Annotated in this window: 12 protein-coding genes; 11 read left to right on the forward strand and 1 reads right to left on the reverse strand. The window is 38.8% G+C overall.

Annotated features, from left to right (window positions below):
- The 4 genes from P0N36_RS02995 to P0N36_RS03010 form a co-directional block, all read left to right on the forward strand.
- On the forward strand, window positions 1–679 hold a 679-nt coding region (locus tag P0N36_RS02995; RefSeq protein WP_275841350.1), incomplete at its 5' end, for a cation:proton antiporter.
- 144 nt (window positions 680–823) lie between these two features.
- Complete coding sequence (locus P0N36_RS03000) at window positions 824–1,543, forward strand: metallophosphoesterase family protein (RefSeq protein ID WP_275841351.1); 720 nt, start codon at window positions 824–826, stop codon at window positions 1,541–1,543.
- Window positions 1,544–1,555: 12 nt separating this feature from the next.
- Entirely contained in the window at window positions 1,556–3,046 is a 1,491-nt protein-coding gene (locus P0N36_RS03005) for a M14 family zinc carboxypeptidase (protein WP_275841352.1), read from the forward strand.
- 72 nt (window positions 3,047–3,118) lie between these two features.
- Window positions 3,119–4,471, forward strand: coding sequence for a citrate/2-methylcitrate synthase (locus P0N36_RS03010; RefSeq protein ID WP_275841353.1), 1,353 nt, complete (start codon window positions 3,119–3,121; stop codon window positions 4,469–4,471).
- 1 nt (window position 4,472) lies between these two features.
- Here P0N36_RS03010 and P0N36_RS03015 read toward each other — a convergent pair whose 3' ends face one another.
- Window positions 4,473–5,198 (reverse strand): helix-turn-helix domain-containing protein, encoded by a 726-nt coding sequence (locus P0N36_RS03015; protein ID WP_275841354.1) that lies wholly within the window; start codon window positions 5,196–5,198, stop codon window positions 4,473–4,475.
- A gap of 150 nt (window positions 5,199–5,348) precedes the next feature.
- Between P0N36_RS03015 and P0N36_RS03020 the strand changes: the two genes are divergently transcribed.
- From P0N36_RS03020 to P0N36_RS03050, 7 genes are all read left to right on the forward strand, one after another.
- Window positions 5,349–6,671, forward strand: coding sequence for an ABC transporter substrate-binding protein (locus P0N36_RS03020; RefSeq protein WP_275841355.1), 1,323 nt, complete (start codon window positions 5,349–5,351; stop codon window positions 6,669–6,671).
- A gap of 105 nt (window positions 6,672–6,776) precedes the next feature.
- Window positions 6,777–9,788, forward strand: coding sequence for a glucosylglycerol hydrolase (gene gghA, locus P0N36_RS03025; protein ID WP_275841356.1), 3,012 nt, complete (start codon window positions 6,777–6,779; stop codon window positions 9,786–9,788).
- 256 nt (window positions 9,789–10,044) lie between these two features.
- On the forward strand, window positions 10,045–11,223 hold the full coding sequence (locus P0N36_RS03030) for an efflux RND transporter periplasmic adaptor subunit (RefSeq protein ID WP_275841357.1): 1,179 nt from the start codon (window positions 10,045–10,047) through the stop codon (window positions 11,221–11,223).
- A gap of 11 nt (window positions 11,224–11,234) precedes the next feature.
- Window positions 11,235–12,422, forward strand: coding sequence for an ABC transporter permease (locus P0N36_RS03035; protein WP_275841358.1), 1,188 nt, complete (start codon window positions 11,235–11,237; stop codon window positions 12,420–12,422).
- Window positions 12,423–12,434: 12 nt separating this feature from the next.
- Window positions 12,435–12,974, forward strand: coding sequence for a hypothetical protein (locus P0N36_RS03040; RefSeq protein WP_275841359.1), 540 nt, complete (start codon window positions 12,435–12,437; stop codon window positions 12,972–12,974).
- Between the two features lie 3 nt (window positions 12,975–12,977).
- A complete protein-coding gene (locus P0N36_RS03045; RefSeq protein WP_275841360.1) occupies window positions 12,978–13,664 on the forward strand; it encodes an ABC transporter ATP-binding protein in 687 nt (228 codons plus the stop codon).
- Window positions 13,665–13,781: 117 nt separating this feature from the next.
- Entirely contained in the window at window positions 13,782–14,783 is a 1,002-nt protein-coding gene (locus P0N36_RS03050; RefSeq protein ID WP_275841361.1) for a LacI family DNA-binding transcriptional regulator, read from the forward strand.
- The last annotated feature ends 20 nt before the right edge of the window (window positions 14,784–14,803 follow it).

Genomic DNA, 14,803 nt, shown 5'->3' on the forward strand with positions numbered 1-14,803 from the left:
GGGAATTATTATATTGACCATCATTATGGGATTTGCCAGTGATGGTGTGAGCATGATAGGTATATTTATGAGAATCGGTGGATTTTTTGTATTTGCCATAATTAGTGGTTTAGTCTTTAACAGAGTCTTTGCCTATATGACGGAAAAATATGGTCGTAAGCGGCGCGTACCCATATACAGCCTTATACTCTGTTTAATGTTTGCCTATATTGCAGAAGAATTCTTTGGTATTGCAGACATTACAGGCGCTTATTTGGCCGGTATCATCATCGCCAATCTGGGCAGTCATGATTACGTTAATGAAAAAGTTGAGATCACTTCTTATATGTTGTTTTCTCCAATTTTCTTTGCAAGTATCGGTATTAAGACGGCCATTGAGACTTTGAACTTTAGTATACTCATTTTTGCGCTGGTGTTACTAGCGATTGCTATATTGACGAAAGTGGTCGGTTGTGGTATCGGTGCCAGAATCATGGGTTATTCCAAAGAGGACGCTCTGAGGATTGGTGTTGGTATGGTTTCTAGGGGAGAAGTGGCTCTGATTGTGGCCAGTAAAGGTATGTCTGTGGGATTAATTACTGATCAGGCTTTTGCGCCTCTGATTATGGTAGTCCTAGTAACAACCTTGATTACGCCTATCATGTTAAAAATCGTGTACAAAGCGAAAGTGATTGTATAATTCATAATAGTGAAAAAACAGTGTTATCAACATAAGAACCCATAAAGGACAGATTAATATGTTCCTGTATGGGTTCTTATATTATTCTGAAAATATTGTCACACACGGCAGGATGTGAGATAATAGTACAAAGGTGGTGGAGTTATGAGAACAGCAATTCTTTCAGATATTCATGGTAATGATGTTGCTTTTGAAGCGGTTGTACAAGATATGAATCATCAAAATATCAACAACATAATCTTTTTAGGTGATTTAGTGGCAAAAGGCCCCCAGCCTAAAGAGGTTTTTGAGAGAATGATGGCACTGAAACCTCTAGTCTGGCTAAAAGGCAACACAGATGCGTGGTTGGATGATGCTATGATTGATATATTACCAACAACTAAAAAAGAAATTCTACTTTTAGCTTATTATGACTATATGGCACATCGGCTAGAAGGAAGTGAAATGGATGCGCTCATTGCTCAAAAGAAGATGAGCCACCTTCATATTGAGCACTATGATATTTTGTGTGTTCACGGCTCACCCCTTGGTATGGACGACGGAATGGACCCATTAGAAAAACCGGAAAAACTAGAACGCCAGCTTAAATACTCAGAAGAAGGCGTTGTTTTATTTGGACATACCCATAAGCAAATAAGTCATAGATATCATGTTCATCGATTGATTAATCCGGGCGCCGTGGGGGTTTGCAACCATAAAAATGATACACGGGCGGCTTATGCTATCATGGATACCAATACGGGTTTTAACGTTGAGCTTAGGCAAGTGGCTTATGATCTGGATTTGGTTTATAAAATTGCATCAGAACGTTCTTTTCCTAATATGGAAGACTATAGGAATCTATTAACGGTGAACGAGGGATAAACGGGTGTTGGTATGAATCGTAGTGATTGCTTAAAAAGGATTTTGAACATCCTACTGGTACTGTTTTTAGGTGTAATGATGAAACAAGAGATAAGTGGTGCTGAAATGACGTTCATAGAATTGGAAAAAGGTAGTGCATATACTTATGATCAACTTCATGAGATTGCTATAGAACTAAGTGAAGCATACCCACAGATTCTACAGTACGAATATCTTGTAGAATCTTTTGATCAGCGTTCTATTTTTGCTTTAATAATGACAGAAAATGAAACATACTTAGAACCCAATCTTATCTATGGAGAGCGTATGCATTATATGGTGGATGCAGGGTTACATGCAAGAGAGGATGTTAATCCGATATTGGTCCTTAAGATGATTGAAGATTATGCCAAAGCCTATATGAATCATGAGAAGATTCAAGGCATAGATCTTAGAGAGGTTCTTGGACGTTCAGTATTTCATTTTCTACCGGTAACAAATCCCGATGGTTTTGAATTGGCTAGGCGAGGACTAGAAGCTGTAAGGACTGAACAAGCAAGAATTGCTTTGAATCAGGTGTCAGGTGTTTTTGTAGATCAGTGGGACATATACAAGGATAATACTCTGTACAAAAGTCAACCGTCCAGTGCTTTCTACGCCGGTTCGAGAGCCGGTAGCGAACTGGAAACGGTTATCTTGATGGATTATATACTTCGGTATGATTTTAGGAATTTTATTACTATGCACTCAAGAGGTGAGGTCGTGTTTTGGGACAACCCTAATATGCCGGAGCGTTTTAGACTTAGAGCCAAGGCCTTGGCCAAGGAAATCGATACTTTTATAGGTTATGAGATGGGTCAACCAAAAACCGCTGTACAGATGACCGGTTATGCATCTGATTTTGCTGCAGCCATGACCTTAAAGCCTATGATAACTGTGGAGTCACTGCCGATAACAACTCAGTTACCGACGCCACAGGCATTATACAGTAATACTTATGAGAAAGTCAAGATTATACCCCTTCTGGCAGAACGGGTAGGAAGAAGAACCGGCTATCTGGAATACAGATTATATGTAGAAGATCATTATGTAAGAGATTTTGATGATCGGGCCTATGCCATTGCTCATAGCATCAAATCAGAAGGTATCATCGTTAAAGATGAAGGTAAACCAATCCTATATATTGGTGACCATGCTATTAGAAAAGAAGGGAATCTATATCTGTTAAGCACACATTATCCGGTTCAGACATCCGAGGCAACTTCAGAAGAAACAGACGATAAGAGACCGGAAGAACTGAGTCCGGATACTGAAGACATAAATGAAGAAGCAACTTTTGAGCGTATCTATTATGAGGGTTATCCGGTTATTCATATCAAGGTGGAAGAGGAAAGGGTTGTAGGCGACGTACCAGCCATATTGCTTAACAATCGAACCATGGTACCCCTTAGAGTCATAGGGGAAGCCCTTGGTGTTGATATTACTTGGGATCAATCGACCTATACGGTAAGTCTTACAAAATAGGATGTAAAGTGAGTAGATGTTAATAATATAAAGGCAGTTATTAGGGATGTATTAAGATGAGGAGGGTATAATATGGATAACAATCTAAACGGACTAATAACAAAATGGAGCAATCAATCATGTCGCGCAAATAAGGTGAATAAGGAATTATATGCAAGGTATGAAGTAAAACGAGGCCTTAGAGATATAGATGGTAAAGGGGTTTTGGCTGGGTTGACTCGGATTGGAGAGGTTCACTCTTATATTATATCCGATGGTAAATCGATACCGGTCCCAGGTCGATTAAGCTATAGAGGTGTTAATGTAGAAGACTTGGTCAATGGATTTTTGAAAGACGAACGATTTGGTTTTGAAGAAACCTGTTTTCTACTTCTTGTAGGACACCTTCCGGATGCTATTGAGCTTCGGGATTTTCGGGGTTTAATTGCCAACAATTATGACCTACCGGATGACTTTGTTCGTGACATCATCATGAAAGCACCAAGTAAAGACTTAATGAATACCATTGCAAGGAGTGTATTGACACTTTTTTGTTTTGATGATCAGGCCGATGACCTAAGTGAGAGAAATGTGTTTAGGCAAAGCATACAGTTGATTGCGCATTTTCCCCTCTTGGCGATTTATGGTTATCAAGCTTACGCCCATTATCATGAAAAGAAAAGCTTTGTCATCCACTCACCAAGAAAGGATTTAAGTATTGCGGAAAATATTTTGTTCATGTTAAGGCATGACAATCAACATACGGATCTAGAAGCCAAGTTATTGGATTTGGCTTTGGTACTCCATGCAGAACATGGTGGTGGTAACAATTCCACCTTTACAACCCATGTTGTATCATCCGCTTATACAGATATATATTCAGTGGTGGCGGCAGCCATGGGTTCTTTAAAAGGACTTCGACATGGTGGGGCCAATATTAAAGTGGTGGAAATGTTTGAAGAGATCAAAGCCAACGTAGACGATTGGCAAGATCCTGACGAGGTCAGCAACTATGTGGAAAAACTTGTAACCAAACAGGCCTATGACAGAACCGGTTTGGTTTATGGAATCGGTCATGCGGTATATTCTATATCGGATCCTAGGGCCATTATTTTTAAGAGCTATGTTAGGGAACTGGCTAAGGAAAAGGGATTGGACAAAGAATTTGAGCTTTATAATCTAGTAGAAAAACTGGCACCTGAAGTCATAGGTAAGCACCGGAAAATCTATAAAGGCATATCTGCCAATGTGGATTTTTATTCAGGGTTTGTATACAGGATGTTGGACATACCACAGCAACTTTTTACACCACTTTTTGCAATAGCAAGGATTAGTGGTTGGTGTGCCCATATCCTTGAAGAATTAGCTAACGACGGTAAAATTATTCGTCCGGCTTATAACTGTGTAGAACCTAAACGAATATATTTACCCCTGGAAAAAAGATAAGTCACTCATTCTCATATTTCATCGTTGACTTGCGAAATTCTAAAGGGGTCATATGGGTAACACGCCTAAAAGTTCTTGAAAAATAGTTATGGCTTGAAAAGTCCAATAATGTTGCGATTTCAGTTACGGTCATTTGAGAGTATGTTAAGAAATTCTTTGCAAGCTCAGTTTTTTTGTCTTGTATAAATCGGGTTAAGGTTATGCCAACCTCTTTTTTGAATAATTTGGACAAATAATCAGGATGAAGGCCAAAGATAGCGGCCAGCCTGTTGACAGTAAGTTTTTCATTGGCGTGGGCATGGATATATTTTATGATTTTGGATACAGGGTAGTGGTAGGCTTCCTGATGAAAATCGTGAATGAGGTCAATAAACTCATTGATCATATGGTACTCAAAAGCCATGAGTTTTTCCATGTTTTGAGTATCATCAATATCATTAATGAGGATGTCGCTGAGGGCAAAGGCATCCTCATAGTTAACGCCGGCTTCAATAGCACTTCTCGCAAACAAGGAACACCAGATAATTAAGGAGTTACGCTTGGAGCGTATCTTATTTTTGGAGAGGGTTGCTCTTTCTAGGGTGTTGATGGTATCCATTGTACGAATGGCTTGCGTACGTAAACCTAGTCTCATTTCATTTAATAATTTCACTTCAAATGTATAAGAAGGATGTGTATACTCTCTTGTGAGGTTACGTAAACGTTCTTTTTTTATTGACTTTTTCACAAAACCCGCTCCTTTGCCTTATGTGTTGTTAAATACGTTCATATCAGTTTTGTGCATATTATATCAGAAAAATGACAGAAAGGACAGATATATGGTCATATAATTAAAATGTATCAAGAAAAAATATAAATAAGGAATTGGGAGGATTTTATGAAAAAGCAATTACAACAATTATTAGCATTGGTATTGGTACTTGCACTAGTAGTAGGTTGTGGCGCAGGCCAAGAGAAAGTCGAAGGAGATGTAACAAGCTCTCAAGAATCCGGAACAACAGAGAGTGGAAATGAAGAAGTCAAAGATGATGTAGAAGTGATTATGTATCAGAATAAGGTAGAGATTGGTGAACAACTGGTGGCATTTGCAACGCTATATGAAGGGTTAACAGGTGTTAAAGTTACCGTTAAGACATCAGGCGGTGATGCACCCTATCAAGAAAACCTAAAAGCTGAGTTTCAGTCCGATAAACAACCGGATATCTTTATTATTGAAGGCATGGGCGGGTACAATACATGGAATAGTAAAATGGCAACCTTTGAAGGTGATGAATGGATTGATTTGACAGCCCTTGAATTTGTTGTGGATGATCAAGTCTATGGATTTCCCGTTGCGGTTGAAGCTTGGGGTATGGGTTATAACAAAGCAATACTTGAAGAAGCAGGTGTTGATCCTACAACATTAACTTCCCAAGAAGCCTTTAAAGCAGCTTTTGAGAAAATAGATGCACAAAAAGACAGCTTAGGTCTTGATAGTGTTGTCGCAATGGCGGTTGGTCCAGAGCTTCGTTGGGTAACAGGTCTTCATAATTTCAATGGCTACCTATCAGCGGGTCTTGAATATGGAGATCGTTCCGTATTAGATAAGCTACTAAAAGGTGAAGCGGATAGAGAACGTTTAGAAGAATATGCAGATTGGGTAGAAATATTATTTGACTATGCAGAGAAACGCATTCTTCTTACGGGTAATTATGATGCACAAGTTGGTGCTTTTGCAACAGGTAAAACAGCTTTCATTCATCAAGGTAACTGGATTGACCCATGGTTAGCTGAAAATGGTGTTGATTTTGAGATGGGCTATGTACCTCATGCATCCGTTGCCGGTGAACATAATGCCATCTTTATTGGTGCACCTTCATACTATGTTCTTAATAAGGATAGTGAACATCTTGATGAGGCAAAAGCATTCCTAAACTTTATAGCAACATCAGAAGAAGGTCATAATTATATGGTCAATGAAGCCAAAATGATACCTGCATTTACAAATGTGACAATGACGCCAGATGCGCCCTTGTCAGCAGATGTAGCAAAATGGCTCGTCAAAGAGAAGGGGGCTTATACTTGGCTTCAAAATGATATGCCTGACGGCTTTGGTATGGGTACCATAGGACCAATATATGAGTCTTTTGCAAAAGGTGATATTACAAAAGCAGAATTTGCGAATCAATTGGCTGGGAAAATTGAAGAATTGGCGAATTAGTTGAACCACTACCTACAACATACAGTAGTGAATGCTTGATATGCTATTTATATGTTGTAGGTAGATTTATTCAAAGGAATAGGTTCAATTAAGAGGAGGTGTTGGATGGAGTCCGGTAAAAAAATTCGATTAAATGAAATGAAAACAATTGAATATATACAACAGATACAGCAAGTGTTGGATAAGAGTGACCACTATGAGGCGGTTAAGACGGTAACAAAAGACCATATGGGTGTAAAAATAATAAACGCTCATGAGACTTTATTTGGGTTTTGGGTTCCGGGAATGGGTCGTGGATACATCCATCAATTTGCCTCATCCCTCTATCTTGAGATTCTAAAACCAAAAGTCAGAAAAGTTGAAGAGGCTTTGAATACCCAGGAAGTTACTATGGACATTGTTCATCTGCCTCTTATGGTGGTTGAAGATTATTTGATAGGTGTAGTAGAAGGCTTAACACGGGGTAACAAAGAGCAACTGGGTGACTTGTATTGGTTAGTGGTGGATATGGATGACCGTAAAAAGTACATTCGAGATCCTTTAAGCTGCTCAGTACCTTTTGGTATCTATGGGCCATCAGAAGTATTTGATATGGAAACGATGTTTCATAATAGAAAGGACATGGATTATTTTCATCAAAACCATTTGGCTATTTACCCAGATGGCTCTTACCAGGCCAATCATATCGGTTCCTGTTTGGAGATTCATACCCAAACAGCAACGGAGGAAGGTACTTTGGAAATGCTGGCAAAACGTTTTCAGACTATCGGTGAGAAGATTCAAAGAAGTATAGATCAAGATTCTGAAGATCTATATGATCAATTAAGTAATAAAGACCTTAACTATATAGGTTTTGATACCATAGAATTAATGCCGGAAGTACCAACATCAGAAAGAGAACATATTAAAGCAGAAACGGGAGAGTTTTTTACAATTGTAAATAAAAATACAGAGCGTATGACGGTTCGACTTAAAAAGCCGAATATATCCAACTGGGGTTATGATACGCCTATTTATGGATCCGTTGCAGTGAGCCCATCACTTCTTGGGACCTTAAGACCGAATGAATTATTAGGGTTGATTGAAACTTTACATAATATGCCGGGTCGACCCATTCAGATCTGTATTGATTCGGTTCTTGGTCATTGTGATTTTCAAGGCGCTTTTCTTTTGGAAAGCTTTGATGAAGTGCCACAAGATACACTTAATCCCAAATACATACACAGCAGTTTTTTAACAGGTCCTAATATGTATGGCAGAGATATTGATTTTTCCAGCCCAAACGTTAAAGCCATGTTATTAGAGATGCTCAGGAGAAAAGTGGATTATGGCTTTGACTGTATTCGGATTGATGGGGCACAGGATTTCATTAAGGCCAGAGACAACCGTACCGGTTTCCGGATTCAGGATGATGCGTTTCTAAAGGAACTGGTGAGTATAGAGCAGAATATTAATGGTTTAATAAGGCATCCGGATATTAATCTTGAAGATGGGCGACCATGGCCGGATGATCTAAACTGGCTTTATAATTCGAAATATCTAGATCACACCATAGAAATGAACCTACCCCATGATGTAATACCTAAGCAATGGAGTCCGATTATTTTTGCCCATAATGTTCATGGTAAGTACAAGTGGTTCATGGATAAATGGGATCGCTTTGTTGAGGTTTTTAGATACGGAGAACACTGGATCACCGGTCAGTCCAATCATGATAATGCAAGGTATTTCTATAAGATGGTATCGTCTCAATCATCGCTTGAGTATAAACCTGGAGATGCTTTTTCCAATTACTATAACCAATACCTTGGGGATACAAAAAAACAAGTGGTCCATCATGCCATGGACCATGAGGCACTTTCGGCTTTGATGCTAGGATTTTTACCGGGGCATCCTATGTTTTTACTTAATGCCTTGGTACATACGCCTTGGATGTTTCTTAGGGATATAGACGCCACCTATAGTGTTGAGATTCTGGCTTCAGAAGGTGCAAAATTTTTCGAGTGGTATGTAGATGAAGCCACCTTTATGAGGAAAGACAATTTTACCTTGCTAAAAAGACAAGGCTTAGATGACTATAACCTACTAATCAAAGTACTTCAGTACTTATATGATCTACAGTCAAAAGTTAAAACAGATGCCCTAACAGCACGTGTGCTTTTTGAAGATCCAGGGGAAGAAGGATGTTATGAAGATGTTGAAGCAATCAAAAGTCAACTTAGCCGCTTAGTCCAACCAGAAACCAAAGAAGATAAAACATACGTCGATTTGTTGGTAAAACAAATGCAAAAAGATGCTCACGATTCAGAACAAAGAAGGATCAATGCAAGACAACTCTTTGAGAAAAATCTAAGCTTTTTAAAGAGGGCTTTACTAGATGTGACCAAGGATACAGAAGATAATAATCATATAGGAAATGAAAAAAGGATAAGATCATTGAATCAGCAACTGGATAAACTGGCGTATTTAAGTGGTTTAAATGAAATGCAGCTGATGATGCTCCTTGAACATAGCAGAAAACAAAATGCTTATGATGTACAAGCTTGGTCTACAGATTCAAAATTAGTTGAACTTATGCCTAAGAAGGCCCGGTTCTATACTGATTCCGGTAGTATCGACCTTAGAAAAATGGCAAGTGTTTTTATGAAGGACGCTATCTTGGCTTGTAAAGTTCATCGCTATGAGGATCGTATAAATCCGGCTCATACCAGATTCAACTTTAATCTACGACAGTTTAGAATACGTCATCCATGGCTGATGTACAATTCGGTCAATCATGTGCGAAAAGACTATTTTGCCAGAAAATTATATATAAACGGTGCCAAAGAAACCGGAGAATGGGGTGACAAAGGTGATACAGTCCTATGTAACACAATCTATTATGGCTGGCGCACATCGCCGGATGAGACCACTCAGATATTCTTCATTGCCAATATGGAAGGTGCGACGATTGATCTTTGTCCTTTAAATATTTTTCTGAATTTTGAAGGGGAATGGAAAGTGGGCCTCCATTCACCAACATTAGCATTAGAGAAAAAAGCCATGAACAAAGAAGATCAAATAAAAGACTTTAAAAATGGTGAAGCACTCATATTGGAAAGAAAATTAATAGTCTAACACGTTCCCCCTTAAATATACAAAAGGCGCAATCGGATGTAGTATAACCGATTGCGCCTTTTGGTATTCATACTGGGTAAAGCCATATACCATAAAAAACTATAATATTCAAAAATTTCACAAATCCATCACATGTTTTTTGTATAATAAGATGACCAATCTACAATAGCCAATGAAAAAGGCTATGGTTATAGGGATAAGATAGAGAATCTAAGACGAGTTTGTTACATAAAATAGAATAAAGTGAGGTATTCATGTGAAAAAAAAACATTTATTTATGGTTATTTCTTTGTTTTTATTAGGTGGGATCATTTGGTATATGGTGCCAAAAAATACTGTAGAGGGTGCACCAGTTGAAGTGCTTGAAGAGGTAAAAGTGAAGTCCGGTGATGTTGTCATTGATTTTATTGCGGATGGGAATGTGCGTGTCTTATCAAAAGAGCAATACTTTAATACAAGCGGGGTCCTTGAGGCACTTCACTTTGAAGTTGGGGATGTGGTGGTCAAAGGGGATCTTTTGGCAAAATTAAATACAGATGATCTAGAATTAAAAATCAAACAAACCGAGATTGCCATTAACACAGAGATTGAAAGACAAAAAGAAAACATAACGAATCATACATATGACATACAAAAGCAAGAGGCTATCATTGAAAGTCTCACAAAAGAACTTCAGCGTGAAATAAGTTTACTAGAGACCATGGCTGCATATCCTAGTATTTACACGCCTAATGCTTATGATGATCAATTGTATAAAAAAGAACAACTGGAAACCACCTTAGGTTCTGAAAAAAATGAACTTCAGAAGCTTAAGAATGAAAGTCAAGCACTGAATAATTTGGTTATTGATGACAAGAAGGTGAGTTTAGAGTTGCTGAAGTTAGATTTAGAAAAAGCATATTTATATGCGGATACAGAGGGCGTTATTGGCGCAATTCATGGTGTGGTTAATAACAACGTAGGAACGACAAACGCTTTTCTAACCATACTTGATCAGGAACGACCTATGATTTTCTCTATGGTATCCGAGCTTGATATCGGCCAAGTGACATTGGGTCAAAAAGTATTGGTTGAGCTTGAAAGTGATTATGGTATGACCTATGAGGGTCTTATCTCGTGGATAAGTATGACACCCACCATTGATAACAACGGGATTGTTTCTTATGAAGTTGAAATTACCTTAGAAAAATATCCGGACACCATTCGATCAGGCTTGTCGGCGTTACTACGTATTGTACTAAAGGAACGCTTGGAGGTATTGGTTATTCCAAACACAGCCGTAAAGATTGTTAACAACCAACAAGTTGTTGAAGTAAAAGAAAACGACCAAATTCTAGAAAGAATGGTGGTTACAGGGTTAACCGATGGCGTAAATGTTGAAGTTATACAGGGACTAGAAGAAGGCGAAACCCTCATAGTCCGCAGCTTGAAATAAGAAGAAGGTGAATGATGAAGATAACAGAAATATTTAGAGCTATTTTTACCAATATATTGGCCAATAAGTTTAGGGTTTTCTTGACCATGCTTGGTATTGTTGTTGGTGCAGCTACCATCATCATGGTGGTCGGCATAGGGAAAGCATCAGAAAAGGCCGTTGAGGAACAGTTTGCTATGCTCAATGTAGGAACGCTTTATGTTCAAACGGGTCCGGGTAGCAAATATACCCTATCAAAAGAAGACGTGAACCTCATAACTGAAAATGCAGAAAATGTACAAGGGGCGACCATCTTAATGACCATTCGAGGCGATATCAGTTCAAATTATGAGACTTATAATGGTTCAATCGCAGGTGTGACGAGCATCTTTGATGAAATGAGTAATTTGTCTATGTATCAAGGGACCTTTATTGAAGAAACACAGGATGAACGGCGTGAAAGGGTTGTTGTTTTAGGGTATACCTTAGCAGAGACACTTTTTCCGGAAGATATAGAAGGCGCGATTGGTGAGAGCATTACCATAAGTGGTAAACGCTATACTGTGGTGGGTATTATTGAGCGTGTTGGTGATGCCATTCAAGGTTTATTGATTGATGAAGCGGCTTTATTACCCTACTTAACAGCAGAAAGTTATGTTGTGGGAACGTCAGGAAAACCTAGAATCATTGCAGTGGCAAAAGACATCAATGCCGTTGGAAACGCGATTATTGAGCTTGAACAGATTTTTCGGGAAGCGTACCGGCCTATAGGAGGCGTTGATTTAGTGATCAAAGATGCCGGAAGTAAATTAGTCGCAGCACAAGACAGTGCCAAAACCATGTCGGTTTTGCTGATATCTGTTGCGACCATTGTTTTGATTGTTGGCGGTATAGGCATTATGAATGTTCTTTTTGTATCGGTTAGAGAACGAACAAAAGAGATTGGCATCTTAAAAGCACTGGGCGCTAGAAGAGCGGATATTTTATTACAGTTTTTACTGGAATCTATTATTATTAGTTTTTTAGGCGGCATGCTTGGTATTGTTCTAAGTTTTGTTACGCTGCCATTGATGAAATATTTACAAGTGGATGTGAACCCATCCTTAAACGGTTATGTATTGGCACTTGTTTTTTCAGTTGTTACCGGTACTTTTTTTGGTTATTATCCTGCAACCCGTGCAGCAGCACTTAGACCCATAGATGCCTTAAGGTATGAATAGGAGACAAATAGAATGAATAAAATAACTATAACCATGATTGTATTGCTGATGATAATCAACATATCAGGCTGTTCTTTTGAAACGACGGAGGTAGAATCAAAAACGTCGGAGGCGTCAACCATTGAAGCGACAACAACACCCGTACCAGAAAGAAAAGCTGAGGTCATGGGCATTATTAAAAATGTTATAGGTAATGAAGTCAGTGTTTCATTGTTGCTTAAGAATACAGAGAGTGAAGAAAATATGGAACAAGAAGCGTTGCTAACAGATGAAGAGAAAGCGGCCAAGCAGGCAGAAAAAAAAGCAGCGAATCAAGCTGCAAATGCCAGGAATATTGAAAAAGACCCAATGGAAAAGGTGGAACTGTCTGGTGAAATGAGAGACGTTGTCATACCGGTTGGTACAAAAGTGGTTCAAAGCACTGGTACGGGTGAATTCATCGACCTTAACATTGGGGATATACTAAAAGGAACCAGCGTTAAGATATGGCTCATAGAAGATGGAGAAGGAGAAGTAGCTGTCGCAGAATTTGTTCAGTTACAAATACGATAATTGATGAAGACAATCATAGAGATGACCAACATAAAAAAATCTTATAAGATGGGAGAAAATATCCTTGAAGTCCTAAAGGGCATTGATTTATCCATAACTGAAGGGGAATTTGTTGCCATTTTGGGCCCATCAGGTTCCGGAAAATCAACGATCATGAACATCATAGGCTGTATCGATGCAAAAAGCCAAGGGAAGTACTTATTGGACGGGAAAGATATTGAAAATTTCTCTGAAGATGAGTTGGCCAAAGTGAGAAACGACAAAATTGGCTTTGTTTTTCAAAAGTTCAACCTATTACCCAGGTTATCCACACTAAATAATGTAGAAATGCCTATTCTATTAAGAGGCGGATCCTCAAAAGAGGCTAAGATAAAGGCAAAAGTCTATCTGGACATGGTAGGGCTAGGAGATCGGATGCACCACAAGCCAATTGAACTTAGTGGTGGTCAACAACAAAGAGTTGCCATTGCTCGGGCACTTGTGGGTGAACCGGAATTAATACTGGCAGATGAGCCAACAGGTAATCTGGATCAAAAATCAGGCAAAGAAATCATGGCACTGTTTAAGACCTTAAACGATGAAGGCAATACCATTGTTATGATTACCCATGATGAAAACATCGCCAGTCAGGCAAAACGTGTTATTAGAATTGTGGATGGCTTAATTAAGCCAAGTTTAATGGTTCAATAGTAGGGGCTGGGATAGGAATAAGATTTTGGTGATAATCACAAAAAAAGATTGACATTAGTAAATAAAGTTGTATAATTATACTTAGTTAAACGTTTACTTAGATGGGGCGGACATTATATGAAAGTGACAATCAAGCATATTGCAGAATTGACAGGCGTATCCATAGCGACAGTGTCTAAGGTCATCAACCATAAAGATGAGAAAATATCCCATCAGACAAGGGACCGTGTGCTTGAGGTGATTAAGGAACAAGGTTATATACCCAACCGTGTTGCCAGCTCGATGGTAACGAAGCGAACCAAAACGTTGGGTCTTATGATTCCGGATATTACCAACCCATTTTTTCCTGAACTGGCGCGTGGTGTTGAAGATGGTGCCAATGAGATGGGCTATACTCTGATTCTATGTAATTCGGACAACGACCTTCAAAAAGAAGAAAGTTATCTGGAGATGTTACAGGAGAAAATGGTGGATGGCATCATCTTTACGGCATCCAGTCGGCGTACAACCATGAGTCCTGCTTTTTTGAGATTGAACATACCGGTCGTATCTGTGGACAGAGAGATTGAAGGTCTAAAACTTGAAGGTAAGATTACAGTCGATAATGAAAAAGGTGCTTTCGAAGCGGTTTGTTATTTGTTGGATCAAGGTTATAGAAAAATATACCATATATCAGGTCCTTTACTATCTAAAACCGCAAAGGACCGTTATGCCGGGTTTTTAAGGGCACACAAAGAAAAAGGTATTTTGCCTATAGAAGATCATCTTATTGAAGGGAACTATACCAGTATCTTAGGTTATGAGCATACCATTGGACTTATAGAAAATCACGTAGATTTTGACAGTCTTTTTTGTGGCAATGACCTGATAGCCCTTGGGGCCTATAAAGCTTTACATGAAAAAAACATAAGAATCCCGGAAGACATCGGTATTATTGGGTTTGACGATATTTATATGGCTGAAATTGTCTCCCCAGGACTGACAACAGTTAGACAACCTTCCTATATAATGGGTTACAAAGCGGCAGAGATGATATTAGATCTCATTAAGCATAAAGATGGGATACAAAAGGAATGGGTACTTGAAACCAAGTTAATGGTACGAGGTAGTACGAAGTAAAAATTTATGGGGTTAAACGT

Origin of the sequence: Petrocella sp. FN5 (genome assembly GCF_029210395.1) — a bacterium.
Taxonomy (GTDB): Bacteria; Bacillota; Clostridia; order Lachnospirales; family Vallitaleaceae; genus Petrocella.

Excerpts from the sequence above, each read along its gene's own strand:
- P0N36_RS03000 (WP_275841351.1), top strand. The coding sequence starts at position 824 with ATGAGAACAGCAATTCTTTCAGATATTCATGGTAATGATGTTGCTTTT.
- P0N36_RS03005 (WP_275841352.1), top strand. The coding sequence starts at position 1,556 with ATGAATCGTAGTGATTGCTTAAAAAGGATTTTGAACATCCTACTGGTA.
- P0N36_RS03010 (WP_275841353.1), top strand. The coding sequence starts at position 3,119 with ATGGATAACAATCTAAACGGACTAATAACAAAATGGAGCAATCAATCA.
- P0N36_RS03020 (WP_275841355.1), top strand. The coding sequence starts at position 5,349 with ATGAAAAAGCAATTACAACAATTATTAGCATTGGTATTGGTACTTGCA.
- gghA (WP_275841356.1), top strand. The coding sequence starts at position 6,777 with ATGGAGTCCGGTAAAAAAATTCGATTAAATGAAATGAAAACAATTGAA.
- P0N36_RS03035 (WP_275841358.1), top strand. The coding sequence starts at position 11,235 with ATGATGAAGATAACAGAAATATTTAGAGCTATTTTTACCAATATATTG.
- P0N36_RS03040 (WP_275841359.1), top strand. The coding sequence starts at position 12,435 with ATGAATAAAATAACTATAACCATGATTGTATTGCTGATGATAATCAAC.
- P0N36_RS03045 (WP_275841360.1), top strand. The coding sequence starts at position 12,978 with ATGAAGACAATCATAGAGATGACCAACATAAAAAAATCTTATAAGATG.
- P0N36_RS03050 (WP_275841361.1), top strand. The coding sequence starts at position 13,782 with ATGAAAGTGACAATCAAGCATATTGCAGAATTGACAGGCGTATCCATA.